This window comes from Streptomyces sp. ADI95-17 (genome assembly GCF_003846175.1).
Taxonomy (GTDB): Bacteria; Actinomycetota; Actinomycetes; order Streptomycetales; family Streptomycetaceae; genus Streptomyces; species Streptomyces sanglieri.
Genome location: NZ_ML123049.1, coordinates 783,722 through 809,395, shown reverse-complemented (window position 1 = coordinate 809,395; position 25,674 = coordinate 783,722). Strand labels below are relative to the sequence as shown.

The window sequence follows — 25,674 nt, the reverse complement described above, 5'->3', positions numbered from 1 at the left end:
GCGCACTGGAAGGGAACGAAGCCGTGCATGGCGAGTACAAGGTGCCCGGCGGCAAGCTTGTCGTCGTGGATCTGGATGTCGAACAAGGCGCACTGCGCAACGTGCGCGTCGCCGGGGACTTCTTCCTGGAGCCCGACGAGGCGATCCTCGCGATCAACAGCGCCCTGGAGGGTGCCCCGTCCTCGACGGACACCGCGGGTCTGGCGGCGCGGATCACGGCGGGGCTGCCGGAGTCGACCGTCATGCTCGGGCTGACCGCGGAGGGCGTCGGCATCGCCGTCCGGCGAGCGCTGGCCCGTGCGACCGAGTGGAGCGACTACGACTGGCAGTTGGTGCATACGGAGCCACAGGCCCCGGCACTGCACATGGCACTGGACGAGGTCCTCACCGCCGAGGTGGCCGCCGGGCGGCGGGCGCCCACGTTGCGGGTCTGGGAATGGGCCTCGCCCGCTGTGATCATCGGCAGCTTCCAGTCGCTGCGCAATGAGGTGGATCCCGAAGGGGCGGCGAAGCACGGAGTGTCCGTGGTACGCCGCATTTCCGGTGGTGGGGCCATGTTCGTGGAGCCCCTGAGCACCATCACGTACTCCCTGTCCGTGCCGGAGTCGCTGGTCTCCGGCCTCTCCTTCGCCGACAGCTACGCCTACCTCGACGACTGGGTGCTGGGCGCCCTCGGCGACATGGGCATCAAGGCCTGGTACCAGCCCCTCAACGACATCGCCACCGATGCCGGGAAGATCGCCGGCGCCGCTCAGAAGCGGATCGTCGGCGCCGACGGTGGCCCTGGGGCCGTCCTGCATCACGTGACGATGTCGTACGACATCGACGCGGACAAGATGCTGGAGGTGCTGCGGATCAGCAAGGAGAAGCTCTCCGACAAGGGCACCAAGAGCGCCAAGAAGCGCGTCGACCCGCTCCGTCGCCAGACCGGCCTCGCCCGGGAGCAGGTGATCGAGAACATGATCGCCTCCTTCCGCAACCGCTACGGGCTGACCACCGGCGAAGTCACGGCGCAGGAGATGACCCGGGCCGAGGAACTGGTGCGGACGAAGTTCGGTACGGAGGAATGGACCGCTCGGGTGCCGTGAGGACGGTCGCGGGCGGGTATCAGCTTCCCGTCGCGGGAGGTTCCTGCCGGGGCAGTTCCTGTTCGGTCCAGATGATCTTGCCCTCGGCGGTGTAGCGGGTGCCCCAGCGGCGGGTGAGCTGGGCGACGAGGAAGAGGCCGCGGCCGCCCTCGTCCGTGGTGCGGGCGTGCCTGAGCCGTGGCGAGGTGCTGCTGGTGTCGGAGACCTCGCAGATCAGCACGGACTGGCGCAGCAGCCGGATCCGGATCGGCCCGCTGGCGTAGCGCACCGCGTTGGTGACCAGCTCGCTGACGATCAGCTCGGTCGTCATCTCCAGGTCTTCCAGGCCCCAGGCGCTCAGCTGGCGGGCGGTCCGGGCCCGGACTCCGGCGACGGCGGCCGGGTCGGCGGCCACCTCCCACGAGGCGACGTGGTCGGGGCTCAGCTCATGGGTACGGGCGAGCAGCAGGGCCACGTCGTCGGGCTGGGGCACCGGGACCAGCTGATCCACGACCGTTGCGCACAGGGCGTCGAGCGGGAGGCCGCGCTGTGCCAGGGCGCCGCCGAGGCGGGACATGCCGAGATCGGGGTCCTGGTCACGGCCCTCGATCAGGCCGTTGGTGTAGAGGCCGATCAGGCTCCCCTCGGGCAGTTCGGTCTCCGCCGTCTCGAACGGCAGGCCGCCCAGGCCGAGCGGCGGTCCCGCGGGCAGTTCGAGGAAGGTGACCCGGCCGTCCGGGGCGACGACGACGGGCGGCGGGTGGCCGGCGCGGGCCATGGTGCAGCGCTGGGTGACCGGGTCGTAGACGGCGTACAGGCAGGTGGCGCCGAGTACGGGGGTGCCCTGCTCCCCGCCCTCGGGTTCCTCGTCGCTGAGGCGGAGCACGAGGTCGTCGAGGTGGGCGAGGAGTTCGTCGGGCGGCAGGTCCATGTCGGCGAGGGTGTGCACCGCGGTGCGGAGCCGGCCCATGGTGGCCGCGGCGGCGATGCCGTGGCCGACCACGTCGCCGACGACGAGGGCGACCCGGGCGCCGGACAGCGGGATCACGTCGAACCAGTCGCCGCCGACACCGTCCTTGGCGTCCGCCGGGAGGTAGGAGGAGGCCACGTCCAGCGCCATTCCGCCGGGCAGTGTGTGCGGGAGCAGGCTGCGCTGGAGGGTCAGCGCGGCGGTGTGCTCATGGGTGTAGCGGCGGGCGTTGTCCACGCACACGGCGGCCCGCGCCACCATCTCGCGGGCCGGAAGCACGTCGTCCGGTTCGAACGGGGCGGGGTTCTGCGACCGGATGAAGGTGGTCAGACCGAGCACCGTGTCGCGGGCCCGCATGGGTACGGCGATCAGGGAGTGGAGTCCGTACTCGCGGATGCTCGCCGCCCTGGCGGGCTGTTCGACCGCCCATACGTTGTTGTCGGGGTCGAGGGCCGGGATGAGGAGGGGTTCGCCGTCGATGAGGAACCGCATGTCGTGGGGCGGGGGTACGAAGTCCACCGGTTCCCCGATCCGGCGGACCGCCTCCGGGCAGCCCTCGCGCACCGAACTCATCCCGGCCCGGCGCATCTGCGGCCGGGTGGCGGCGAGGGTGGCGCCGGACCTGGTCAGCTCGGCGCCGGACAGCCCCGTGCCCAGCGGCCACGGACCGGGCGCACCGGCGCTGGCGACCGGTTCCAGCAGGTCGACGATCACGAAGTCGGCGAACCGCGGCACCGCGAAGTCGGCCAGTTCCTGTGCCGTGCGCATCACGTCCAGGGTGGAGCCGATGCTGGCTCCGGCGTCGTTGACCAGGGCCAGGCGCTGCTGGGCGTTCCACCGGTCGGTGACGTCCAGGACCATGTAGCACAGGCCCGTGACGCCGCCGTCACTGTCGGTCAGCGGCAGGTACGAGGTGGAGTAGGCGCGCTTGCGGCGCGGATCGGCCCAGGTCCAGCCCAGGTATTCGTAGTCGATGACGGGAATCCCGGTGTCCAGCACTCCGCGCATCAGCGTCTCGATGGCCTCGGTCTCCAGCCCCGGCAGCACCTCGCTCAGCCGGTGGCCCACCCGATGCTCGCGCGGGACGCCGCCGAAGCGTTCCAGGGTGTCGTTCATCCAGACGTAGCGCAGGTCCGGGCTCATCACCGCCATGCCGATCGGCGACCCGGTCAGGAAGGCGTCCAGCACGGACTGCCCGACCGTCCACTCGGGCCGCCGTTCGCGACCGGATACCAGGAAGCACTCCCGGCCGTCCAGGTGAAAGGAGGCCGAGACCCTCAGGTCCGCCTCGATCCGGCTGCCGTCACGCCGCCGCACGTCCGCGACGCCCCGCCACCCCACCCCCGCCCGGCAGCGCTCGGCGATCGCCGCCACCCGTACCGGGTCCTCGGGCGTGGCGAGCAGGAAGCCCGCCGGCCGCCCGACCACCTCTGCGGCCCGATACCCCAGCAACTCCTGTGCGCTGTGCGTCCAGCCGACGACCGCTCCGCTGCCGGCGACCACCACGGTCGCGTCGTTCGCCGTGTCGTAGGAGTGCCGGGGAGTGCTGGGCCTCGAAGGTTCGGCTCCGGGCGCCGACTGCGGACCTGCACATGCCATACCGGACACCACCTATCCACTCCCTGCCCATGATCCCGCCTCCCGCGCTCGGGTGCGAGCGACAACGGGGCAGGACACGGCCCCGGGCGTGGGGACCGGACGAGGGATCAGCGCCCGGCCCCCGGCACGGACCGGGCGGACGGGGCCGGGGGCCGGTGCTCGTACCAGCGGCGGTCGGCCTCCAGCTGGGCGGCGAGGGAGATCAGCCGTTCCTCGCTGCGGGACGGGCCGAGCAGCTGCGCCCCGACGGGCAGCCCGTCGCCGGTGAACCCGGCCGGTACGTTGATGCCGGGCCAGCCCAGTACGTTCCAGGGCCAGGCGTACGGGCAGGCCTCGGTCATCGCGAGATCGGTGCGCCAGGCGCTCAGTCCGTCGAAGCGGCCGATCGGGGGCGGCGGCAGGGCGGTCGTCGGGGTGAGCAGCACGTCGTACCCGGCGCCGGTCCGGGACGGGCGGAAGAACCCGCCGATCCTGCGGTGCTGACGCACCTCGCGCTCCCTGGCCGCCCGTACCACCCGGCCGCCGAGCCGGGTGCCGGTGCGCAGTGCGCTGCGGGTGCGCGGGTCGAGGAGTGCGGGGTCGGGGTGGCGGGCGGCGAGTTCGGCGATCCCGGCGGTGGCCCGGGGGACGAAGCCGAGGCCGATCAGTCCGTAGTGGGGTCTGGCTTCCTGCACGTCGTGGCCCAGTCGGGCGAGGGCCTCGGCCAGTGCGAGGACGGCCCGTCGCACATCGGGGTGGGGCGCGGAGCCCGTGAGGGTGAGCGGGGGGCGCCAGGCGAGGGCGATGCGCAGCCGGCCCGGGTCGCGGCGGGCGGCGGCCGCGGCGGCGACGGGCGGCGGCCGGTGCTGGTCCTCGGGGTGGGAGCCGGCGACCGCGTCGAGCAGCAGTGCGGCGTCGGCGACGGTCCTGGCGAGCGGTCCGTTGACGGTCAGGCCCTGGAAGGCGTCGGTGTGCGGGTGGCCGGAGATCCGGCCGCGCTGGGGCTTGATGCCGACGAGATGGGTCCAGGCCGCCGGGATGCGTACGGACCCCGCCCCGTCGGAGCCGAGCGCGGCGGGCACCAGACCGGCCGCGACGGCCGCCGCGGAGCCGCCGGAGGAGCCGCCGGGGGTGTGACCGGTGTGCCACGGGTTGCGGGTGGCGCCGAAGGCGGGGCCCTCGGTGAACGGCCACTGGCCCAGTTCGCAGGAGTTGGTCTTCCCTACGATCACGGCCCCGGCCGCCCGCAGCCGGCGGACCGCCTCGCTGTCCGCGGTCGCGGCGGGCAGATCGCCGTCGCAGCCGAAGTAGGTCGGCATCCCGGCGACGTCCGTGTCGTCCTTGACGGCGACCGGTACGCCGAGCAGGGGCAGCCGCTCCCCGGCCGCGAGCCGGCGGTCGGCCTCGGCGGCCTCGGCGAGCGCGGCCTCGGCACGCAGGTGCCGGAAGGCGTTGAGGGTGCTCTGGCTCGCTTCGATGCGGCGCAGTGCGGCGGTCACCTGCCCGACCGAGGTGGTGCGGCCCTCGGCCAGCTCCCGTGCGCTGTCGGCGAGTCCCGTGGGGCCGGCCGGTCCGGTGGTTTCCACCGCTTCCGTTGAGGACATGGGCTGACCGCCTTCCTCGTGTCGGACGACACCGCGCGGAGGCTGTGCGCAGCGCGCCTGTTGCACCCGAACGAACTTACCGGAGGGTAACGACGAATGAGCGGTCCGCTCAACCGTTCGGTGGAAAGTGGCCGAGGTGCGTCCCGGGCGCGTCCGGGAGGGTCTTCGGTCGCCGTCCGGGGACTGTCAGTGCCGCTTGCTACGTTCTGTGACGGAAGCGGACCGTGAAAAGTACTGGTGGAGGGCGCGTGGAAGCGGAGTTCGAGGGCGAGTTCGAGACGCATCTGACGGTGCGCCTCGAACCTCGCGCCGATGGCGGTACGGGCGATGCCCGGGAGGCCGGCCGACTGGGCCGCTGGGCGGAGCGCAGGGGCATGAAGCTCACCCATATCCTCCTGGACCGCGGTGCCACGCCCGACCAGCCCATGCTGACCGAGCGGGGCCGGGGTTCGCTCTCCGGGCAGCGGGCCGCCGCCGTGCTCCGGTCGGCCGAGCTGCGCGCGGCGGGCTTCCCCGTCGTACGCGTGAAGATCGAGGCCGCCCCGTGGAACGAGGACATACCGGGGACGGCCGACGAGGCCGCCGCACTCTCTCCCGGCTGCCACTTCGAGCATCACGTCAAGCTGCTGCTGACCGGTGAGCCGCAGCTCGCCGTCGCACGAGCGGTGGCCGAGCGGCACGGTGCGCGTCTGTCGCGCAATGCCCGCCGCACCACCGGCCCCGGGAGCCACGAACGGTTCGTCACGCAGCGCTGCTACGCGGTGGGCCGTCCGGAGGCGAGGGCCGAGCTCGACGCGCTGCTGGGCGGGCTGGCCACGGCCGGACTCGAAGTGCTGGAGGCCGAGGAGGAGTTCGTGGTGCACGACGACCGTCCGGCGGTGGACGCGGGCTGGCTGGACGAGCCGGCCGGGGTCTCCCGGTGAGCGCGGACGACCGGCCCGTCCCCGGCGAACCGGCGTACGACGACCCCTCGCTCGCGCCGCGGTGGCGGGCCGCCCGGCGTGCCGTCCAGGACCATCTGCTGCACGTGATCGCCGGGTCGGCCTGGGGCGACGGTCTGGTCCTGCGCGGCAGTGTCCCGCTCCAGGCCTGGGTGGGCGCCGCCGCGCGGGAGCCGGGCGATCTGGACTGGATCGTGGTGGAGCCGCCGGCCGACGGCTTCGTCGACGGCCTCGACCCCTACCCGTACGTCGACGGGGCAGCGACCGTGCAGCAGTGGCCGGAGGCCGCGCACGGCGCGGCCGCTCCCGAGCTGCTGACCGACGGCGAGTGCCACGACACCGGCGGCGCCCGGCCGGTGCTCGCCCCGGAGGGGCTGCGCTGGATGGAGGCCGAGGAGATGGATCCGCCGTCCTCCCCCGCCGAGGAGGTCGTGGCCGCCCTGGCGGCCGGTCCGCCGCTGCCCGAGGGCATTCGTATCGATCCGCTCCGGGTGAAGTCGGACGGGACGTGGACGTACCGGGAGTACGAGACCCCCGGGGTGCGTGTCGTCGTCCCCTGGGAGGCCGACGGGCTGCCGCCGGGCGAGGTGCGGATGGACTTCGCCCAGGACGAGCGGCTCCCGCAGGCCCCGGGCTGGACGGCCTGCCCGCGCGGTGACGGCGGGCCCCCGACGCCGGTCCGCACCGCGGGCCCGGGGCTCTCGCTCGCCTGGAAGCTGCTGTGGCTCGCCGAGGACCAGGAGGCGGAGGGCCGGTCGGGGGCCAAGGACCTGTACGACGCGGTGCTGCTCGCGGAGCACCCCGCGACCCGTCTGTCGCCGCGCCTGCTGCGCACCGTGCTGGGCCCGCACGCGCCGGACTTCACGCCCGAGACGGTACTGGACTGGTTGGTGGACTGGTCCGCGTTCCATGCCGCGCACCCGTGGGTGGACGGCGGCCCGGACCGGCTCCGGGAGCGGCTGGCCGCCGCCCTGCCCCCACTGCTGGAACGGAGCGCTCCGTGACCGGCCGGACCGGCCGCCCGTACTGAGCGGCCGGTCCGGCCGACGCGGATACGCTCCGGCCGGCGTGCGGAGACGCTCCGGCCGGCGTGCGGAGACGCTCCGGCCGGCCCGCACGGCACAAGCGGCTACGGCTGGACGGTGATCTCGCCGATCCCGGTGCCGATGCCGGCGCAGTGCGCGGTGGACTGGCCGGACTGCCCGGGGTTGAGGGTGACGTGCTCGCCGTCCACGTCCGGGGACCAGCCGCAGACCAGGTGCACCCAGAAGGTCTGCGTCGTGCTGCCGTCGTTGCGGCACAGCGCGAAGCCCGTGTAGTCGTCGATCTCGTGCTTTCCGGTGTCGCAGGACAGGCCGGGCGGCGTCGCCACGGCCGGCACCGCGGTCGCGGCGGTCGCGGGAACCGCGAGCGCGGTGGCCGCCCCCACCACGACGACGCCCCTGAGCACGGCCCTGGACACACTCCCCATCGACAGCTTCATGTCTCCCTGTTCCTCCTCGTTGATGGCGAACTCGGTGCGCCGACAACCGTCCCCAGCACCCCGTGACCCAAAACGAGGCAAAACATCACACTGTGTATGCACCATGGTGGGCTGCTCCGCCGCGCGACCCCATCCGCCCCGGCGTACGCTCGGAAGAATCGGATGGCACCTGAACAGGCCCTACGGGTACTACCAGGGAGGCGACGTGACCGGTCGACACAGCGGCACACGCCGGGCCGCCTGCGCGGCGGCCGTCGTGCTGGGGGTCACCGGCGGCAGCGTCCTGGGCGGCGGTGCGGCACGGGCGGACGACGGCATCGACAAGCTCTCCGCGCAGCAGATCGCGGACCGCTCCCGGGACGCCCTGCTGAGCGCCCGTTCGCTGCACCTGAGCGCCCGCGGCGAATTCGGCGACAACAGCCCGCCGATGGCTCTGGAGCTCACCCTGGACCGGGACGGCAACTGCACCGGATCGGTGGATCTGGGCAAGAGCCAGGGGTCCGTCCGGATCGTGAAGCGCGGCGACGACATCTGGGTCAAGCCGGATGCGAACTTCTGGAAGAACCAGGTCCCGGGCGGCGGTTCGGCCTTCGCCGCGATCCTGAACGGGCGCTACATGAAGGGCTCGGCCGACGACCCGAGGCTGCGCGCTCTGGCGAACGGCTGCGATCTGGACACGTTCCGCAAGCTGGTCGGCGACAACGCCGACAACGACCGGGGGACGCTGAACAAGGGTCGCAGGACGACGCTCGACGGGGCTCCGGTGGTGCCGCTGACCAGGATGCGGGACGGCCGGACGCTGACGACGGACGTCGCGGCCACCGGCAAGCCGTACCCCCTGAGGATCACGGTCCAGGGCGCCGGGGCGGACGCGGTCGTGGGCTTCTCGGCCTTCGACAAGCCGGTGCCCACGACCACGCCGCCGCCGGACCAGACGTACGACATCAGCGCCCTGCTGGGCCGTACGTCCGCGCCGGTGTGACGCCGGACCGGCCGCTGAGCAGCACGTACAGCACCAGCGACGAGGCGAGCCCGACCGCCCAGCCGTAGTCCGCGAGCGGTTTCAGGAACGGAATCAGCCCGCCGGCCGGGAACGGGCCCGCCCCGGGCGCGGAGTGGGAGCCCCCGATCGCGAGGACGCCGCCGACGGTGAACGCCGCGACCGCCCGCCAGTTCCAGCCGTTCGTGTACCAGTAGCGGCCGCCGGGGCGGTAGAGGTCCGCGAGGTCGAGCACGGTGCGGCGGACGATCCAGTAGTCGGCGATCAGGATGCCCGCGACCGTTCCGAGCAGTCCGCCGACCAGTCCGAGCCAGGTGAAGATGTACAGCTCGGGCGTCTCGGTGAGCTTCCACGGCATGATGACGACGCCGACGACACCCGTGATCAGTGCGCCGGTACGGAAGTTGATGAACCGGGGCGCGAGATTCGCCAGGTCGTACGCGGGTGACACGACGTTGGCCGCGATGTTCACGGAGACCGTCGCGACCAGCACCGTGACCAGGGCGTAGAGCAGTCCGAAGACGTTGTCGGTCCGGGCCACGAGCTGGACCGGATCCCAGATGGCCTCCCCGTACACCGCCTGCGATCCGGAGGTGACCAGGACCGAGAGCAGGGCGAAGAGCGTCATCGTGGTCGGCAGGCCGAGCGACTGGCCCCGGATCTGGGCGCGTTGTCCGGCCCCGAAGCGGGTGAAGTCGGGGATGTTCAGCGAGAGGGTGGCCCAGAAGGCGATCATGCCCATCAGCGAGGGGAAGAAGACCGGCCAGAACTCCTTGCCCCAGCCGAGCTTCGAGGGCTGGTCGAGCAGCGGGCCGAAGCCGCCCGCCTTGACGGCGACCCAGACCAGCAGCACGACGGCGCCGACGATGACGAACGGCGCCGCCCAGTTCTCGAACCGGCGCAGGGCGTCCATACCCCGGTAGATGATGGCAAGTTCGAGCGCCCAGAAGAGGATGAAGCAGAGCCAGAGCGTCCACGGCTGGCCGCCGATCTCGGACGCCTTCGCCCAGCCGCCGAAGATCTTCCCCAGCAGGGTGAAGATGCCGACGCCGCCGATCCAGGTCTGGATGCCGAACCAGGCACAGGCCACCGCGGCCCGGATCAGCGCGGGCAGGTTGGCGCCGCGCAGCCCGAAGGAGGCACGGGCCAGCACCGGGAAGGGGATGCCGTACTTGGGTCCGGCGTGCCCGGTGAGCAGCATGGGTCCGAGCACGATCAGGTTGGCCAGCGCGATGGTGAACACGGCCTGTTTCCAGTCCATGCCGAGGGCCACCAGGCCGGAGGCGAGCAGCCAGGACGGAATGTTGTGGGCCATGCCCACCCAGAGCGCGGTGAAGTTGTACGTCGTCCAGCGGCGGCGTTCCAGGGGAACGGGCAACAGGTCCTCGTTGACGAACCGGTTGTCGGTGGGAACGGCGCCGGGGGCGAGCTCGATGCGGCCCGAGGCGTCGGGTATCGGACCCTGCGGTGGAACGGGTGGGACGGGTGGGACGGTCGATGTCATGGCGGCTGGACCCTTCGCTCGGGAACGGTGCCGTGCGGGGCGGGGCGAACAGCGGGAGCGCGGTGCGGGGACGGGGGTGCGGACAGCCGTGGGGAGATGTGCGGGACAGGGGCGGGTCAGTCGGACAGAGCGGGGATGATCCGCGCACCGTAGGCGTCGATCGTCGCCTCGCGCGCGTCGTGCATGTTGTAGAGCGCGAACTGGTCGACGCCCAGGTCCCGCAGGGTCCGCAGCTTCTCGATGTGCGCCTCGGCGGGGCCCAGCAGGCAGAACCGGTCGACGATCCCGTCCGGCACGAAGGTGGTGTCGGGGTTTCCGGCCCGGCCGTGGTGGCTGTAGTCGTAGCCGGACCGCCCGGCGATGTACTCGGTCAGGGCCTCGGGGACGAGCCCGGAGTGCGCGCCGTACCGGGAGACGAGGTCCGCGACGTGGTTGCCGACCATGCCGCCGAACCAGCGGCACTGCTCGCGGGCGTGGTCGAGATCGTCGCCGACATAGGCGGGAGCGGCGACGCAGATGGTCACGGAGTCGGGGTCGCGGCCCGCCTCGGCCGCCGCGTCCCGTACCGCCCTGATCATCCACTCGGTGAGGAACGGGTCCGCGAGCTGGAGGATGAAGCCGTCGGCCTTCTGTCCGGCCAGCGCGAGCGCCTTCGGGCCGTACGCGCCCATCCAGACGGGCAGCCTGCCGTCCTTCACCCAGGGGATCTGGACCGGCTGCCCGTCGACGGTGGCCTCCCGGCCCTCGGCGAGGTCGCGGATGACATCGATGGCCTCGCCGAGCCGGGCCAGGGTGTTGGGCCTGCGGCCTGCGACGCGCATCGCCGAGTCGCCCCGGCCGATGCCGCAGACGGTGCGGTTGCCGAACATGTCGTTGAGGGTGGCGAAGGTGGAGGCGGTCACCTCCCAGGTGCGAGTGCCGGGATTGGTCACCATGGGGCCGACGACGAGGTGTTCGGTGTGTTCGAGGATCTGGCTGTAGATGACGAACGGTTCCTGCCAGAGCACCGTCGAGTCGAAGGTCCAGCCGTAGCGGAAGCCGTTGCGTTCGGCGCGGCGCATCAGGCCGACGACGGCCGAGGCGGGCGGATCGGTCTGGAGGACGAGTCCGAAGTCCATGACGGGTGCTCCTAGTCCAGGTACTGACAGGTGGCTCGCGGGGTGTACATGCCGTGTCCGGCCCGGCCGGTGTACTTCCTTGCGTCGATGACGACCTCACCGCGCGAGAGGACCGTCTCGACCTGTCCGGTGATCCGCCTCCCCTCGTACGCCGAGTAGTCGACGTTCATGTGGTGGGTCTCGGCGGAGATGGTCTGTTCGGCCGCCGGGTCGTAGATGACGACGTCGGCGTCGGCGCCCGGGGCGATGGTGCCCTTCTTCGGGTAGAGGCCGAACATCCGGGCCGGGGAGGCGCAGGCGATCTCGATCCAGCGGCGGCGCGAGATGTGACCGTCCACGACCGCCTGGTGGAGGAGGTCCATCCGGTTCTCCACGCCGGGCATTCCGTTGGGGATCTTCGAGAAGTCGCCGCGGCCCATCTCCTTCTGGCCCGAGAAGCAGAAGGGGCAGTGGTCGGTGGAGACGACCTGGAGTTCGTTGTTCCTGAGCCCCCGCCAGAGCGCCTCCTGGTGCTCCCTGGGCCGCAGCGGGGTGGAGCAGACGTACTTGGCGCCCTCGAAGTCCGGCTCGGCGAGGTTGTCGGTGGAGAGGAAGAGGTACTGCGGGCAGGTCTCGCCGAAGACCGGAAGTCCCTTGTGGCGGGCGGCGGCGACCTCGGCGACCGCCTCGTCCGCGGAGACGTGCACGATGTACAGCGGGGATCCGGCGACGCGGGCGAGCTGTACGGCGCGGTGGGTGGCCTCGGCCTCCAGCGCCACCTTGCGCACGTCGCCGTGGTAACGCGGGTCGGTGCGGCCCTCGGCGAGGGCCTGTTCGACGAGTACGTCGATGGCGATGCCGTTCTCCGCGTGCATCATGATCAGGCCGCCGTTGTGGGAGGCCCGTTGCATGGCGCGCAGGATCTGGCCGTCGTCGCTGTAGAAGACGCCGGGATAGGCCATGAACAGCTTGAAGGAGGTGACCCCCTCCGACACCAGCAGGTCCATCTCCTTGAGCGAGGACTCGTTCACGTCGGAGAGGATCATGTGGAAGGCGTAGTCGATGGCACAGTTGCCGTCGGCCTTCGCGTACCAGGCGTCGAGACCCTCGCGCACCGCGCGGCCCACGGACTGGATGGCGAAGTCGACGATCGTGGTGGTGCCGCCCCAGGCGGCCGCCCGGGTGCCGGTCTCGAAGGTGTCGGCGGCGTAGGTGCCGCCGAACGGCATCTCCATGTGCGTGTGCGCGTCGACACCGCCCGGGATGACGTATTTGCCGGTGGCGTCGATCCTCCGGTCGGCGCTCCAGCTCTCGGCCGCGTCGCTGTCGTGCGCCGCGAGGGCCACGATGCGGCCGCCCTCGATGAGTACGTCGGCATGCAGTTCGTCGGACGCGGTGATGACGAGACCACCGTGGATGACGGTGCGGCTCATGTACCCCTCCTCACTCGTGGCGGAATGGGTCTACGCACGTAGACAAGGTGCGTGATGAAGAACGTAGAAGTGGGTTACCCACTGTGGCAATACCGCTGCCGCTAACCGCTGAAGACGTTTCTGTTTCACCGGCCCGGCACTCCACCGGCCCACAGCCGCGGCGATGACCATGACCATCATTGGATAACGGAACGATTACAGGTCTGGTCCAAATGTTGAGTGCGGTTCATGCGCCCGTCCCATACGCGGCGTGGTCCGATCACCACCGGCGGCGAACCTCGGACACATCACCGGACACCCCCGTTGCCCGGTGTCCAACGACCGATCCCGGAGGATCACGTGTCCCTGTCGCGCTCCGCGCGTACGGTGCTGGCCGCCGCCACCGTCGCCGCCGTCGCACTGCCGCTCGCCACCACCGCCGCCCACGCCCAGGGGTCCAAGGCCCCGGCCGCCGCCCCGTACGCCGGTCTGCCGTCCGGCACCAAGCAGGCGAAGACCCTGGTCATCGGCGTCGACGGCGCCACCTTCGACGCCTTCTCGCGCGCCGACGTACCGAACCTCAGGCAGCTGATGGCCAAGGGCCTGACCGCCCGGAGCAACCTGTACGCCGACCCGATGGCCCCGACCGTCTCCGGCGCCGGCTGGTCGTCCATCGCCACCGGCGTCTGGCCCGACAAGCACAACGTGAAGGACAACAACTTCACGGCCCCGAACTACGGCGAGTACCCGGACTACGCGACCCGGCTGGAGACCGCCGATCCGGCCACCTCCACGCTGGTCGTCGGCACCTGGAGCCCGATCCCCCAGATCGTCTTCGGCGCGAAGACCGATCTGCGGATCGCGGGCGGCAACGACGAGGGCACCACGGCCAAGGCCGCCGACCTCCTCGCACACGGCAACCCCGACTCCACCTTCGTCCACCTCGACGAGGTCGACGGCGCCGGCCACAGCGGCGGCTCCGCCGGCGACGCCTACCTCAAGGCCCTGAACACCGCCGACGGCCAGATCGGCCGCCTGCTCGACGCGGTGACCTCACGGCCGACGTACGCGAAGGAGGACTGGCTCGTCGTCGTCACCGCCGACCACGGCCACACCCCCACCGGCGGGCACGGCGGCAACTCCCCGCTGGAGCGTGGCACGTTCGTGATCGCCCAGGGCAAGGGCATCCGGCCCGGCTCGGTGCGCGACGACGTCAAGATCACCGACATCGCGCCCACGGTGCTGCGCCACGAGGGCGTCGCCACCGACCCCGCCTGGAACCTCGACGGCACCTCCCTCGCCGAGCCGAAGCCGGACGCCTTCGACGCGCTGCGCCCCTCGCTGCGCACGCCCGTCGACGAGACCCGGCTCCCGGCCGACGCCAAGGGGTGGACGAACACCGCGCCCGATGGCTGGTCGATCGACAACTCGAAGATGCCGGCCGGTGGCGTCACCGAGTGGCGCGGCTGGTCCTTCGCCACGGACGAGTTCTGGACCAACGCCGAACGCGGCCAGGGCCGCGAGACGAACGTCCGCGCCCGCAATGTGTTCGCGGTCGCCGACTCCGACGAGTGGGACGACAAGGCGCACGGTGCCGGACAGTTCGACTCCACCCTGGTCAGCCCCGCGTACGAGCTGAACGGCGCGGCGAAGGCGACCGTCTCGTACGCGACGAACTACCGGGTCGACGGTCCGCAGACCGGCGATGTCCACGTCTCGTACGACGGCGGCGCCCCGCAGCTCGTCAAGTCCTACCGGGCCGACAGCAACACCGTCGAGCATCTTGAGCTGGCCGTTCCGCAGGGTGCCAAGACGGCCCGGCTGAGCTTCCGCTACACCGGTACCAACAGCGCGTTCTGGACCGTCGACCAGGTCGCCTTCGGGCAGCCCACCCCGCCGTCGGAGCTCGCGGTCGCCTCGCTGAAGGCCGGCACCGTGCTCCTGGGCAGGCCCGGCTCCGAGTCCGCCTGGAAGGTCACCGCGACCGGTGTGGTGAGGACCGCGCAGGGCAGGCCGGTGAAGGGCGCGAAGGTCACGGCCGAGCTGACGGCCGGCGGCAAGGTGCACAAGCTGACCGGCACCACGAAGAAGGACGGCTCGGTGCGCCTGCGCACCACGGTGCCCCGGGGCATCGCCGGAGCCACGCTGACCGTCACCGATGTGCGCTACAAGCACCTCGCGTACTACGGCGAGCTCGACCCGGTCCGCTCGCTGGACCTCACCCGCCCCACCGGCCACCGGGGCTGACCGACCGGACGGGCCCCGCAGCCGCCTCGCGGCCGGGGCCCGTCCACCGCTCGACCCGCCGGACCCGGCCCACCGGACCGGGCCCGGCGGACTCAGGCCGCCGGGCTCAGTCCACCGGGCTCAGGCCACCGACCGCAGGGCCTCGGCCAGGATCTCCGCCCCTTCCTCCGCCTCCGGGATGGTCAGCGAGAGCGGTGGTGCGATCCGCAGCACGCTGGTGTTGTGGCCGCCGCCTTTGCCGATGAGCAGACCGCCCTCGCGGGCCGCTTCGAGCACGGCCGCGGCCGCCTCCGGGTTCGCCTCGTCGGTGCCGGGCCTCACCAGCTCGATGCCGATCATCAGGCCCCGGCCGCGCACCTCCCGCACACAACTCGAACCCGCGCCGATCGCCCGCAGCCGCTCGATCAGCAGACCGCCGACGCGCCGGGCGTTGCCCTGCAGATCGTGTTCGAGGAGATAGGAGAGGTTGGCGAGACCGGCGGCCATGGTGACCGGGGAACCGCCGAACGTCGAAATGGAGTTGGCGTCCAGGCAGTTCATGACCTCGGCCCGGGCCACGACACCGCCGATCGACATGCCGTTGCCGATGCCCTTGGCGAAGGTGAGGATGTCCGGCGGGCCGTTCTCGCCGTGCGCCTGCCAGCCCCAGAAGTGCTCACCGGTCCTGCCCCAGCCGGTCTGCACCTCGTCGGAGATCCACAGGACGCCATGCCGGTCCAGGACCCGGCGGAACGCCGCGTACAGCCCGTCGGGCGGCGAGGTGAATCCCCCGACGCCCTGGATGGGTTCGGCGATCAGGGCGGCCGGTGCCCGGGTGTGCCCGAGCAGGTCCTCCAGATCGGCGACGCAGGCCTTGATGAACTCCGCGTCGCCGAGGTGCTCGTACGGTCCCCGGGTGCGGACGCCGCCGTGCACGTACAGCGTCTGCAACGGCGACAGGCTGGTCGGTGACCAGGCGTTGTTGCCGGTGATGCCGACGGCGGAGAACGACCTGCCGTGGTAGCTGTTGCGCATCGCGAGGACCTGGTTGGAGCCTCGGTACGTGGTGGCGAGCAGCAGCGCCGTGTCATTGGCCTCGGTGCCGGAGGTGGTGAAGAAGACCCTGGCGTCCGGGATGCCGGAGAGCGTGGCGACGCGTTCGGCCAGTTCCACCATCGGCCGGTTGAGGTAGAGCGTGGACGAGTGGATGATCCGGCCGGCCTGCTCGGCGACCGCCTTGGTCACCTCGGGCAGGGCGTGGGCGGTCATGGTGGTGAGGATGCCGCCGAAGAAGTCGAGGTAGCGCCTGCCGTCGGCGTCCCAGACATGGCGGCCCTCGCCGTGGGTGATCTCCAGGGGGCGCTTGTAGTAGAGCGCCAGCCAGTCGGGGCTGACGGCGAGATGCCGGTGGTGCAGGCTGCTCACGGCTCCACCAGTCCTTCGTACGCGTCGGGGCGGCGGTCCCGGTAGAACGCCCACTGCTGCCTGACCTCGTCGATGAGGCCGAAGTCGAGGTCGCGGACGACGAGTTCCTCCTCCTTGTCGGAGGCGACCTCACCGACGAACTGGCCGCGCGGGTCGACGAAGTAACTGGTTCCGTAGAAGTCGTTGTCGCCGTACTCCTCCTGGCCGACGCGGTTGATCGCGGCGACGAAGTACTCGTTGGCGACGGCGGAGGCGGGCTGTTCCAGCTGCCAGAGGTAGCTGGAGAGGCCGCGTGAGGTGGCGGACGGGTTGTAGACCAACTGAGCACCGTTGAGGCCGAGTTGACGCCACCCCTCGGGGAAGTGCCGGTCGTAGCAGATGTATACGCCGACCTTGCCGACGGCGGTGTCGAAGACCGGCCAGCCGACGTTCCCCGGCTTGAAGTAGTACTTCTCCCAGAACCCCTTGACCTGCGGGATGTGGTGCTTGCGGTACTTGCCGAGATAGGAGCCGTCGGCATCGATCACGGCGGCGGTGTTGTAGTAGAAGCCGGACTGCTCGACCTCGAAGACCGGCACGACGATCACCATGCCGGCCTCGCGGGCGAGTTCCTGCATCCGGCGGACGGTCGGCCCGTCCGGGACGGGCTCGGCCCAGCGGTAGTGCTCGGGTTCCTGCACCTGACAGAAGTAGGGGGCGTTGAACACCTCCTGGAAGCCGATGATCTTCGCGCCCTGACGGGCGGCCTCGCGGGCATGCTCCTCATGCTTGGCGATCATGGATTCGGTGTCGCCGGTCCAGGTCGCCTGGACGAGTGCGGCGCGTACGACTTGGGACAAGAGCTGCTCCTTCGACGCGGCGTCAGAGAGCCTCAACGCGTTTCTACGCCCGTAGACACGTGCGTAGAGGAGAACGTAAGCCCCGTCACACAGCGGGGCAAGACCATCGCCGTGAACCGGCTGAGTCGATCATGTTTCACACCCGTGCGGTCCACATGCCCGGCCGGTCGGGCGCCCCTGCGACCGGACCGCGGTCAGCCGGTGTGCGAAGCCGGGGCGGGAGGCGTGATCCGTCATGCCGGGGACCAGAACACGCGGCCCCGGCAACCGGTCGGCCCGCCCGGCGCCGACTCCCGGCCCATCGGCCTTCGGCGCCGCTTTGTATTCTCGGCAGAGGCCCCCGATCAGAGCGGCACCTGCGAGAGGAAACACCATGACCACCGAGCTGAGCCCCGACGCCCTGTCCGGGCTCCTCGACCGGGCCCGTCAGGACTACCAGGACCTGGCGGGACTCGGACTCTCGCTCGACCTCACCCGGGGCAAGCCGGCCCCCGAGCAGCTGGACCTCTCCGAGGACCTGCTGAGCCTGCCGGGCGGACGGCACACCTCCGCCGGTGGCGTGGACGTACGCAACTACGGCGGTCTCCAGGGGCTGCCCGAACTCCGGGAGATCTTCGCCGGGGTGCTCCAGGTGCCGGCCGGCCAGCTGCTCGCGGCCGGGAACTCCAGCCTTGAGCTGATGCACGACTGCCTGGTGCACGCCCTGCTCAGCGTGGTGCCGGGCGCCGAGTCGCGCTGGGTGGACCAGGAGCGGATCGCCTTCCTGTGTCCGGTGCCCGGTTACGACCGGCACTTCGCGCTCTGCGAGCGGTTCGGGATCGACATGATCCCGGTGCCGATGACCGCCGACGGCCCGGACATGGAGACCGTGGAGCGGCTCGTCGCCGAGGACCCGGCGATCAAGGGCATCTGGTGCGTCCCGAAGTACAGCAACCCGGACGGCGTCTGCTACAGCGACGCGACCGTGGCCCGGCTCGCCGCGATGAGCACCGCCGCCCCCGACTTCCGGATCTTCTGGGACAACGCCTACGCCGCCCACCACCTCACCGACGAGCCCGTCGAGATCGCCGATCTGCTCGGTGCCTGCGCCGAGGCCGGCAACCCGGACCGGGCGTTCGTGTTCGGCTCCACGTCGAAGATCACCGCGGCGGGTGCGGGCGTCGCGTTCTTCGGCTCCTCGCCCGCGAACCTCCAGTGGCTGCTCGGCAACAACGCCAAGCGTTCGATCGGCCCGGACAAGGTGAACCAGCTGCGGCACGTCATGTTCCTGCGGGACGCCGACGGGGTGCGGGCCCACATGGAGCGCCAGCGCGCCCTGCTCCAGCCCAAGTTCGAGGTGGTGGCCCGGATCCTGGACGCCGAGCTCGGCGGCACCGGTCTCGCGACCTGGACCTCGCCCAAGGGCGGGTACTTCGTCACCCTGGAGGTGCCGGACGGCTGCGCCAAGGAGGTCGTACGCCGGGCCGCCGAGGCGGGCATCGTGCTGACCCCGGCCGGCGCCACCCACCCGTACGGCGACGACCCGCGCGACGCGGTCATCCGGATCGCGCCCAGCTACCCGGGGCTCGCGGAGCTGGAGCAGGCGATCGCGGGGCTCGCCGTCTGCGTCAGGCTCGTGGGGTACGAGCAGCGGGCCCGCTAGTACCGGGAGGAGCGCCGGCCTCCCGTCAACTCCCTTCCGATTCTTTCCCGTTCGAGTGATATGAGGTTTCTGGCGAGGATCCCGGAGCGGCCTGGGCAGTGTCCAGGGGACCGATTCCGGAAGGGGATGTGGTGGGACTGTCACGCGAGTTCGGGCGCGCCATCAGCGAGGGGCCGACACCGGCCGACGTCGCGGGCGCGCCCGCTCTGCCCTGTCCGAGCGGCTGGTCCGCGCTGGCGTTCTCCGAGGAGCTGAGGCCGGGCACCGTCCTCACCCGCCCCCTGGCGGGCGAGGACGTGGTGCTGTACCGGCTCGGGACGGGGGCGGTCCGCGCCATCCGTCCCTACTGCCCGCATCTGGGGGCGCATCTCGGGCTGGCCAAGGTGGAGGGGGACGATCTCGTCTGCCCGTTCCACTTCTTCGCGTTCGGCCCGGACGGCGCGTGTGTCCGTACCGGATACGACACGAAGCCGCCGAGGTCGCCGTTGTCTCAGCTGCCGGTCCTGGAGGTCAACGGCGCGGTGTTCGTGTGGCGGCACCACGACGGCCGGGCTCCGGACTGGACGATCCCGGCCTGGCACGAGATCGGTCACCGGCCCGCCCGCAGCGCCGCCTGGGAGCTGGCGGGCAATGTCCAGGAAGTCATCGAGAACTCGGTGGACCTCGGCCATTTCGCCACCCTGCACGGCTGGGCCAGGGCCGAGATCGGCGGGCCGGTGGTCTACGACGACGCCTCGTTCCATGTCTCCATGCGGGCCCACGAGTCGGCGCCGCTCCTGGGCGACTTCGTCGTCGATGTAGAGGTGGACGGGTACGGGCTCGGCTGCCTGCACGCCGATGTGCACACGGCCCGGCTGGGCCTGCGGATGTGCACGATGGTGATGCCGACGGCGATCGCGCCCAACCGGATGCAGTTCCGGCAGCGCAATCGCATCGCCTTCGCCGAGCCGTCCCGGCTGCCGGGCCCGCTCGCCCGTGCGGTGAGCCGGACCGCGGCCAGGGTGCTGGACCGCGCCGTCTTCCGGTCCAGCTGCGAGTTCACCGCCGCGGACTTCCCGATCTGGAATCACAAGCAGTACCAGCAGCCACCGCGGCTCGCTCCCGGCGACGGCCCGATCGGCCCGTTCCGCCGCTGGGCCCGGCGGTTCTACCCACCGTCCCCGGAGTAGCCGGCCCGGGGGCGCCCGCTCAGGGTGCCCCCGCGATGCCCGCCACCCGCAGGGCGTGGGCGACATCCCGCTCCCTGGCCGGTGAGACGGCGCGGGCCGCGGCCAGCAGTGGTGGTACGAGACGGTGCGGATCGCCCGCCGCGACCTTCGCCGCGTCCTGCGGAGTCCGTACGCGGACGAAGGCGCCCAGCAGCGCCCGCGCCTGCGGCCCCTGGCCGGCCCGGTCCAGGGCCACCACCGCGGCGGCGATCTCCCCGGCGGGCCTGGCCACGCCCTGGCGCAGCAGTTGCCCGCAGTCGTCTGGGCGCCCTGCGGCGTGCAGCGCTCCGGCAGCGGAGGCAAGTCGGGCGGGCGGCAACGAGGACACCTCCCACAGCAGGGTCGCCCAGTCGGCGTCGAGGCCGGCCCGGTGCAGCTCGACGGCGAGCGCCGGCAGCCATTCCGCGGGCCAGCCGGCCGCCTCGCAGAGCACGACGTGCGCCTCACCGCTGCTGCCGACGGCCCGCAGCCGGACCAGCCGCTCGACGGCCCGTACGGCGGCCCGGTGGGCCTCCGGGGCCGGGGCGGCGGCACGGATGGCGGACCCGGCGGAGGTGTCGTCGCCGGGCGGGGCGGCGGCGAAGCGGGCACCGCGCGGTGCGGCGGCAGTGGTGGGCGGAAGGGGCAGGACGGGGGCGGGCAGGACGGCCGCCTCGTCGGCCTCGTCCATGTCGAGGCCCGCGAACCTGGCACCTCGCGGCCTGCGGCGCCCTGGGGCGGGCGGCCCGGAAGCGGAGGGCGGGGCCTGCGGGACACGCTCCGGGCCGGCTTCCACCGCACGCTCCGGGCCGGCTTCCACCGCACGCTCCGGGCCGGCTTCCGCCGCACGCTCCGGGCCTGCTTCCGCCGCACGCTCCGGGCCTGCTTCCGCCGCACGCTCCGGGCCTGCTTTCGCGACGCCCTTCGGGCCTGCTTCCGGTCCGGCCTCCCCGGCCCGATCCGGCACCTCCGCCGCCCACTCCGGCACCCCCGGCGCCTCCAGCGCCCCCGGCACCCCTGGCACCTCCCGCTCCCTCTGCGCCCCCGGCACCACCCGCTCCCCCGGCACCTCCGGCACCTCCGTACGGAACCAGCCGTCCGGCACCGCCGCCGCGGCGAGTCGTTCGCGCAGTTCCGAGCAGCGTGCCGTGGCCCGTACATGGTCGTCCCTGGCCCAGGCGGCCGCCTCCGCGTCCGGGGGCGTCGTGCCGCCCGCACCGGCGGCCCGGAGCCGTCGGGCCGCGCGCGCCTGCTCCCCGCGCATCAGCTCCAGTCGCTCGACGAGCACCTGCCGCCCGCCCGGGCGGCGGTCGTGGGCGGCCACCGAGGAGGAGTACAGCCCGGCGGCCCGTACCGACTCGCGCTGTGCGAACGCCGTACCGCGCAGAGCCGCCAGATCGCCGAGCAGTGACTCCATCACGTCCCAGGGCGGAATCTCGACGCCGTCGAGGCAGGCGCGCATCCCGGCAGGATCACGTCGGAGGAAGAGCCCGTACCAGCCGCTCCCGGGGTCCAGCAGTGTCACGAGATCCCGTATGTACTGCGTGAACTCCCGTACTTCCCAAGCATCTTGACGCTCCGTCATCTCTGCCCTCGCCGACGTCGACCGGAGCCTCCAGTCCGCAGGCATTCGACATCAGCCGTGTTACGGCACGGCTACGCAGGCTTTTCGACCATGCTGCGGCCGAGGCGCGGCCACGCGCACCACAGGGCCCGCCGCTACCCCGCCAGCGGCACCGCGTCCGGTTCCGGGGCCGAGCGGGCGAGGATCTCGTCCATCGACAGTCCCAGCGCCCCGGCCAGCGCGGCGACCGTGAAGAAGGCGGGGGTGGGGGCGCGTCCGGTCTCGATCTTGCGCAGCGTCTCGGCGGAGATTCCGGCGCTCGCCGCGATCTCGACCATGCTGCGTCCGCCGCGCGCCTCACGCAGCAGCGCGCCGAGGCGTTCGCCGCGACGGCGCTCTTCCGGGGTCAGGGGCGTTCGTACCATGCCGTCATTCTAATACCGCTGAGACCGGTATAGTAATTGGCATGGTGAAGCTCAAGACAGACACATCCATCGAAGCCATGCGCGAGACCGGCCGAGTCGTGGCACAGCTCCTGACCGCCGCACGGGAAGCGGCCGCGGTCGGCGTCTCCCTGCGCGAACTGGACGAGGTGGCCCGCGGCGTACTGCGTGACGCGGGCGCCGGGTCGCCGTTCCTGAACTACCGGCCGCATTTCGCACCCACCCCCTTCCCCGCCGCGATCTGCGCGTCGGTCAACGACGCGATCGTGCACGGCATCCCGACCGACCAGCGGCTGCGCGACGGCGATCTGGTCAGCATCGACGCGGGCGCCACACTGGGCGGCTGGGCCGGTGACTCGGCGATCAGCTTCACCGTCGGGCGCGCCCGGCCCGACGACACCCGGCTCGTCGAGACGGCCTTCGCGGCACTGGAGGCGGGCATCGCGGCGGCGGTCGTCGGCAATCGGATCGGCGACATAGCGCATGCGATCGGCACGGTCTGCCGCGGCGCGGGATACGGCATCCCGGAGGGGTTCGGAGGGCACGGCATCGGCCGGTCGATGCACGAGGACCCGGCCGTCCCCAACGAGGGACGACCGGGTCGCGGCATGCTGTTGCGGCACGGGATGGTGCTGGCGATCGAGCCGATGCTGATCGGCGGCGGCAAGGACGACTTCTACCCGGACCAGGACGGCTGGACACTGCGCACGTCCGACGGCAGCCGGGCCGCGCACGCCGAGCACACCGTGGCGATCACCGACGACGGCCCGCGCATCCTGACCGCGTTGTGACCGCCCCCGAACGCGGCAGGGCGGCGGAGCCGCCAACCGCCTCGGGATGACTGCTAGTTGTTCTGGATGAACTGCTTGGCGAGGGCGTCGCCCGCGGTGACGGCGGCACTGTGGCTCTCGATCGGCGACACCTTGGAGTTCTTGAACAGGATGTAGGTGACGCCGGATTCCGCGCCGCCGGTCTCCGGGTCCGGGTCCATGCCGAGGGCCTTGGCGGTGGCGTACGAAGCCTCGCCGATGATCTTGTTGGGGCCGGTGTCACCGACGACCGCGTACTCGACCTTGTTGTCGTAGATGACGGCGACGACGCCACCGCCCTTGATGCCGGCATCGCTGTAGTTCCAGATGCTGCTGGTGCTCGGCACGACGACGTACGGCAGCTTCTCGGCGTTCAGCGGCTTTCCGGCGGAGGTCTCGAAGGCCGTGCCGTTCTGGAACCAGGGGTCGGTGTCCTCGTTGCAGGCGGCGGTGATCTCGCCGTCGCAGTCGACGTCCATGTCGGCCTTCCAGAACACGGCTCCATTCTTGCCGCAGACCGGAACGGTCGCTGAGGTCTCCTCGTCCGTACGGTACTTGCCGTTGGAGATCTGCGAACACGAAGTGACCTTCGCCAGCAGATCGGCCGCGCTGACGGACCCTTCCTTGAGGTTCGCGCCCCGGGCCGGTCCGGCGTGGGCGGCCGGGCTCAGGGTGACGGTCGCGAGCAGGGCGGCGCCGGAGGCGGCAGCGAGGGCGAGCGTTCGGGTACGCACAGTGGGGGTGCCCTTCCAATAGGAAACTTTCCTTACCGACGCGCACAACATGGCCCCGGGCAGATACCTCCGTCAAGACCGCGGGGGCTGGTTCCCGGTGAATTCTCACCAGGAACCAGCCCCGCATGGAACGTTATTGACGCACCGTCACCAGTTGTGGTTGTCGGCCGCCCACCGTCACGGGCGTCCGCTCGGCCGCACGACCATTGCCGAGCCGCCGCCCCGGCGCACCTTCTCCGCTGCTGCCAGCCACCGACCGTCCGGCAGCCGCTGCACACCCGTCGCCGCCCCGATCTCCGGGTTTAGCTTGAAGACGTGCCCCAGCGACTCCAGTTCCGCCCGGACCGGGCTGTTCCACAACCCCGGTTCGATCTCCGTCGTCGCGGAGTTGCGCTGACTGGCGCGCGGTGCCGCGATGGCATCGACCAGCGGAAGCCCCCGGTCGACGGTGCCGATGAGCGACTGGAGCACGGTCGTGATGATCGTGGCACCACCGGGCGACCCCAGCGCCAGCACCGGCTCGCCGTGCTTCAGCACGATCGTCGGCGAGATGGACGAGCGCGGGCGCTTGCCCGGACCGGGCAGATTCGGGTCGTGGACGGCGGGGCTGGCCGGCGCGAACGAGAAGTCCGTCAGCTCGTTGTTGAGCAGGAAGCCACGCCCCGGCACGGTGATCCCACTGCCGCCGGTCTGCTCGATCGTCAGGGTGTACGCGACGACATTGCCCCACTTGTCGGCCGCGGTCAGATGGGTGGTGTTCTCCCCCTCGTACGTCGTCGGGGCAGCCGTTCCACCGCCGCGGCAGTCGGCCGGGTGCCTCGGGTCGCCCGGCGCGAGCGGGCTGGTCAGCACCCCGTCGTCCTTGATCAGGCACTCCCGCGCGTCGGCGAACCGCTGGCTCAGCAGCTCCCGCGTCGGCACGTCCTCGAACGCCGGGTCACCCACCCAGCGTCCGCGGTCCGCGAAGGCGATCCGGCTGGCCTCGATGTAACGGTGCAGATACCGCGCCTCGCTCGCCTTCGAAAGGTCGGTGGACTCAAGGATGTTGAGCGCCTCGCCGATGCTGGTGCCGCCGGACGAGGAGGGGGCCATGCCGTACACGTCGAGGCCTCGGTAGCCGGTCCTCGTCGGTGCCTGCCGCAGCGCCCGGTAGGACCGCAGGTCCTTCGCGGTGAGGTCACCGGGCCGCACCACCCGGGTGGACCCCGGGTCGACGGGCGGGTTGCGGACGGTCCGTACGACGTCTGCGGCCAGTTCGCCCCGGTACAGCTCGTCGACGCCCTTGCGGCCCACCTGTTCGTAGGTGCGCGCCAGGTCGGGGTTCTTGAACACCGAGCCGACGACCGGGAGTTGGCCGCCGGGCAGGAACAGCTTCCGGGTCGCCGGGAAGTCGGCGAACCTGGCCTGGTTGCCCTCGGTCTGCGAACGGAACGTACTGTCGACGACGAAGCCGTCCCTGGCGAGCCGCTCGGCCGGCTTCAGCACCTGCCGCAGCGACTTGCTGCCCCAGGTGTCGAGCGCGGTGTCCCAGGTGGCCGGGGTGCCCGGGGTGCCCACGGCCAGTCCACTGGTGACGGCCTCGTCGAAGGCGAGCGGCTTGCCGTTCTCCAGGAACAGCGAGGAGTCCGCGCTGCGCGGCGCGGTCTCCCGGCCGTCGATCGTCTCCACGGTGTGTCTCTTGGCGTCGTAGTAGACGAAGTAGCCGCCCCCGCCCAGGCCCGCCGAGTAGGGCTCGGTCACACCGAGCGCCGCCGCGGTCGCCACCGCGGCGTCCACCGCGTTGCCGCCCTTGCGGAGCACCTCGATACCGGCGGCCGAGGCGTCCGCGTCGACACTGGCGACCGCCCCTCCGTAGCCCACCGAGACGGGCGACTTGGGCGGTTGCGCCGACGGTGGCGCGGACGAGGACGGGGCCGCTGCCCCGATGGTGACGACAGCGGCAAGAACAGCCGACAACGACACATTCCGCGCGACGGAACGTCTCATGCGCACCTCCAGTGCTGGATCGTCAGCGCAGAGTAACGCCGCGCCGCCCACCCCGTCAGGTCCGTCGTGAAGCCGAGGCCGAAAGCCCGCCGGCATGCCCGCCCACATGCCCGCCGGTGGCTGACGACGCACGCGATGCCGTGCCGGACGTGACAGCCGCCGG

Annotated in this window: 20 protein-coding genes; 8 read left to right on the top strand and 12 right to left on the bottom strand. The window is 71.7% G+C overall.

From position 1 onward, the window contains the following. Positions 1-23 precede the first annotated feature (23 nt). A complete protein-coding gene (locus EES42_RS30265; protein WP_124721449.1) occupies positions 24-1,088 on the top strand; it encodes a lipoate--protein ligase family protein in 1,065 nt (354 codons plus the stop codon). 19 nt (positions 1,089-1,107) lie between these two features. On the opposite strand, the gene EES42_RS30260 is transcribed toward EES42_RS30265, so the two are convergent. Both EES42_RS30260 and EES42_RS30255 read right to left on the bottom strand, forming a co-directional pair. Next, entirely contained in the window at positions 1,108-3,636 is a 2,529-nt protein-coding gene (locus tag EES42_RS30260) for a SpoIIE family protein phosphatase (protein ID WP_124721448.1), read from the bottom strand. Positions 3,637-3,743: 107 nt separating this feature from the next. Further along, positions 3,744-5,219, bottom strand: a complete 1,476-nt coding sequence (locus tag EES42_RS30255) for an amidase (RefSeq protein WP_124721447.1) — start codon at positions 5,217-5,219, stop codon at positions 3,744-3,746. 248 nt (positions 5,220-5,467) lie between these two features. On the opposite strand from EES42_RS30255, the gene EES42_RS30250 reads away from it, so the two are divergent. Together EES42_RS30250 and EES42_RS30245 are read left to right on the top strand one after the other, a co-directional pair. Further along, on the top strand, positions 5,468-6,142 hold the full coding sequence (locus EES42_RS30250) for a hypothetical protein (RefSeq protein WP_241196662.1): 675 nt from the start codon (positions 5,468-5,470) through the stop codon (positions 6,140-6,142). Further along, positions 6,139-7,164: a nucleotidyl transferase AbiEii/AbiGii toxin family protein gene (locus tag EES42_RS30245; RefSeq protein WP_124721446.1), complete on the top strand. Its 1,026-nt coding sequence runs from the start codon at positions 6,139-6,141 to the stop codon at positions 7,162-7,164. The genes EES42_RS30250 and EES42_RS30245 overlap by 4 nt, the downstream gene beginning before the upstream one ends. 125 nt (positions 7,165-7,289) lie before the next feature. Here EES42_RS30245 and EES42_RS30240 read toward each other — a convergent pair whose 3' ends face one another. Beyond that, positions 7,290-7,643, bottom strand: a complete 354-nt coding sequence (locus tag EES42_RS30240; RefSeq protein WP_124721445.1) for a hypothetical protein — start codon at positions 7,641-7,643, stop codon at positions 7,290-7,292. A 205-nt stretch (positions 7,644-7,848) separates the two neighbouring features. Here EES42_RS30240 and EES42_RS30235 point away from each other — a divergent pair, with 205 nt between their 5' ends. Continuing rightward, on the top strand, positions 7,849-8,625 hold the full coding sequence (locus EES42_RS30235) for a hypothetical protein (protein WP_124721444.1): 777 nt from the start codon (positions 7,849-7,851) through the stop codon (positions 8,623-8,625). Here the strand turns inward: EES42_RS30235 and EES42_RS30230 are convergent. The 3 genes from EES42_RS30230 to hydA form a co-directional block, all read right to left on the bottom strand. Then, positions 8,588-10,147: an NCS1 family nucleobase:cation symporter-1 gene (locus EES42_RS30230; RefSeq protein WP_124721443.1), complete on the bottom strand. Its 1,560-nt coding sequence runs from the start codon at positions 10,145-10,147 to the stop codon at positions 8,588-8,590. The genes EES42_RS30235 and EES42_RS30230 overlap by 38 nt on opposite strands. 116 nt (positions 10,148-10,263) lie before the next feature. After that, on the bottom strand, positions 10,264-11,265 hold the full coding sequence (locus EES42_RS30225) for a TIGR03842 family LLM class F420-dependent oxidoreductase (protein ID WP_124721442.1): 1,002 nt from the start codon (positions 11,263-11,265) through the stop codon (positions 10,264-10,266). Between the two features lie 11 nt (positions 11,266-11,276). After that, entirely contained in the window at positions 11,277-12,677 is a 1,401-nt protein-coding gene (gene hydA, locus EES42_RS30220; RefSeq protein WP_124721441.1) for a dihydropyrimidinase, read from the bottom strand. A 339-nt stretch (positions 12,678-13,016) separates the two neighbouring features. Here hydA and EES42_RS30215 point away from each other — a divergent pair, with 339 nt between their 5' ends. Continuing rightward, entirely contained in the window at positions 13,017-14,903 is a 1,887-nt protein-coding gene (locus tag EES42_RS30215; RefSeq protein WP_241196661.1) for an alkaline phosphatase family protein, read from the top strand. Between the two features lie 120 nt (positions 14,904-15,023). On the opposite strand, the gene EES42_RS30210 is transcribed toward EES42_RS30215, so the two are convergent. After that, positions 15,024-16,307 carry an aspartate aminotransferase family protein gene (locus tag EES42_RS30210; protein WP_124721440.1) on the bottom strand — a complete coding sequence of 428 codons (1,284 nt, stop codon included), beginning with the start codon at positions 16,305-16,307 and terminating at the stop codon, positions 15,024-15,026. Continuing rightward, positions 16,304-17,146, bottom strand: a complete 843-nt coding sequence (locus EES42_RS30205) for a nitrilase-related carbon-nitrogen hydrolase (protein WP_124721439.1) — start codon at positions 17,144-17,146, stop codon at positions 16,304-16,306. Before EES42_RS30205 ends, EES42_RS30210 begins: the two co-directional genes overlap by 4 nt. A gap of 373 nt (positions 17,147-17,519) precedes the next feature. Between EES42_RS30205 and EES42_RS30200 the strand changes: the two genes are divergently transcribed. Beyond that, positions 17,520-18,788: a PLP-dependent aminotransferase family protein gene (locus tag EES42_RS30200; protein ID WP_124721438.1), complete on the top strand. Its 1,269-nt coding sequence runs from the start codon at positions 17,520-17,522 to the stop codon at positions 18,786-18,788. A 131-nt stretch (positions 18,789-18,919) separates the two neighbouring features. Then, entirely contained in the window at positions 18,920-19,957 is a 1,038-nt protein-coding gene (locus tag EES42_RS30195; protein WP_124721437.1) for a Rieske 2Fe-2S domain-containing protein, read from the top strand. Positions 19,958-19,976: 19 nt separating this feature from the next. Here the strand turns inward: EES42_RS30195 and EES42_RS44975 are convergent, their stop codons facing one another. Together EES42_RS44975 and EES42_RS30185 are read right to left on the bottom strand one after the other, a co-directional pair. Continuing rightward, a complete protein-coding gene (locus EES42_RS44975) occupies positions 19,977-21,500 on the bottom strand; it encodes a hypothetical protein (RefSeq protein WP_164495367.1) in 1,524 nt (507 codons plus the stop codon). Positions 21,501-21,694: 194 nt separating this feature from the next. Continuing rightward, complete coding sequence (locus tag EES42_RS30185) at positions 21,695-21,964, bottom strand: helix-turn-helix domain-containing protein (protein ID WP_124721436.1); 270 nt, start codon at positions 21,962-21,964, stop codon at positions 21,695-21,697. 41 nt (positions 21,965-22,005) lie between these two features. Here EES42_RS30185 and map point away from each other — a divergent pair, with 41 nt between their 5' ends. Then, complete coding sequence (gene map / locus EES42_RS30180; RefSeq protein ID WP_124721435.1) at positions 22,006-22,773, top strand: type I methionyl aminopeptidase; 768 nt, start codon at positions 22,006-22,008, stop codon at positions 22,771-22,773. Positions 22,774-22,826: 53 nt separating this feature from the next. On the opposite strand, the gene EES42_RS30175 is transcribed toward map, so the two are convergent. Together EES42_RS30175 and ggt are read right to left on the bottom strand one after the other, a co-directional pair. Continuing rightward, positions 22,827-23,525 (bottom strand): glycoside hydrolase family 75 protein, encoded by a 699-nt coding sequence (locus EES42_RS30175; RefSeq protein WP_124721434.1) that lies wholly within the window; start codon positions 23,523-23,525, stop codon positions 22,827-22,829. 177 nt (positions 23,526-23,702) lie between these two features. Next, positions 23,703-25,511: a gamma-glutamyltransferase gene (ggt, locus tag EES42_RS30170; RefSeq protein ID WP_124721433.1), complete on the bottom strand. Its 1,809-nt coding sequence runs from the start codon at positions 25,509-25,511 to the stop codon at positions 23,703-23,705. Positions 25,512-25,674: the final 163 nt, after the last annotated feature.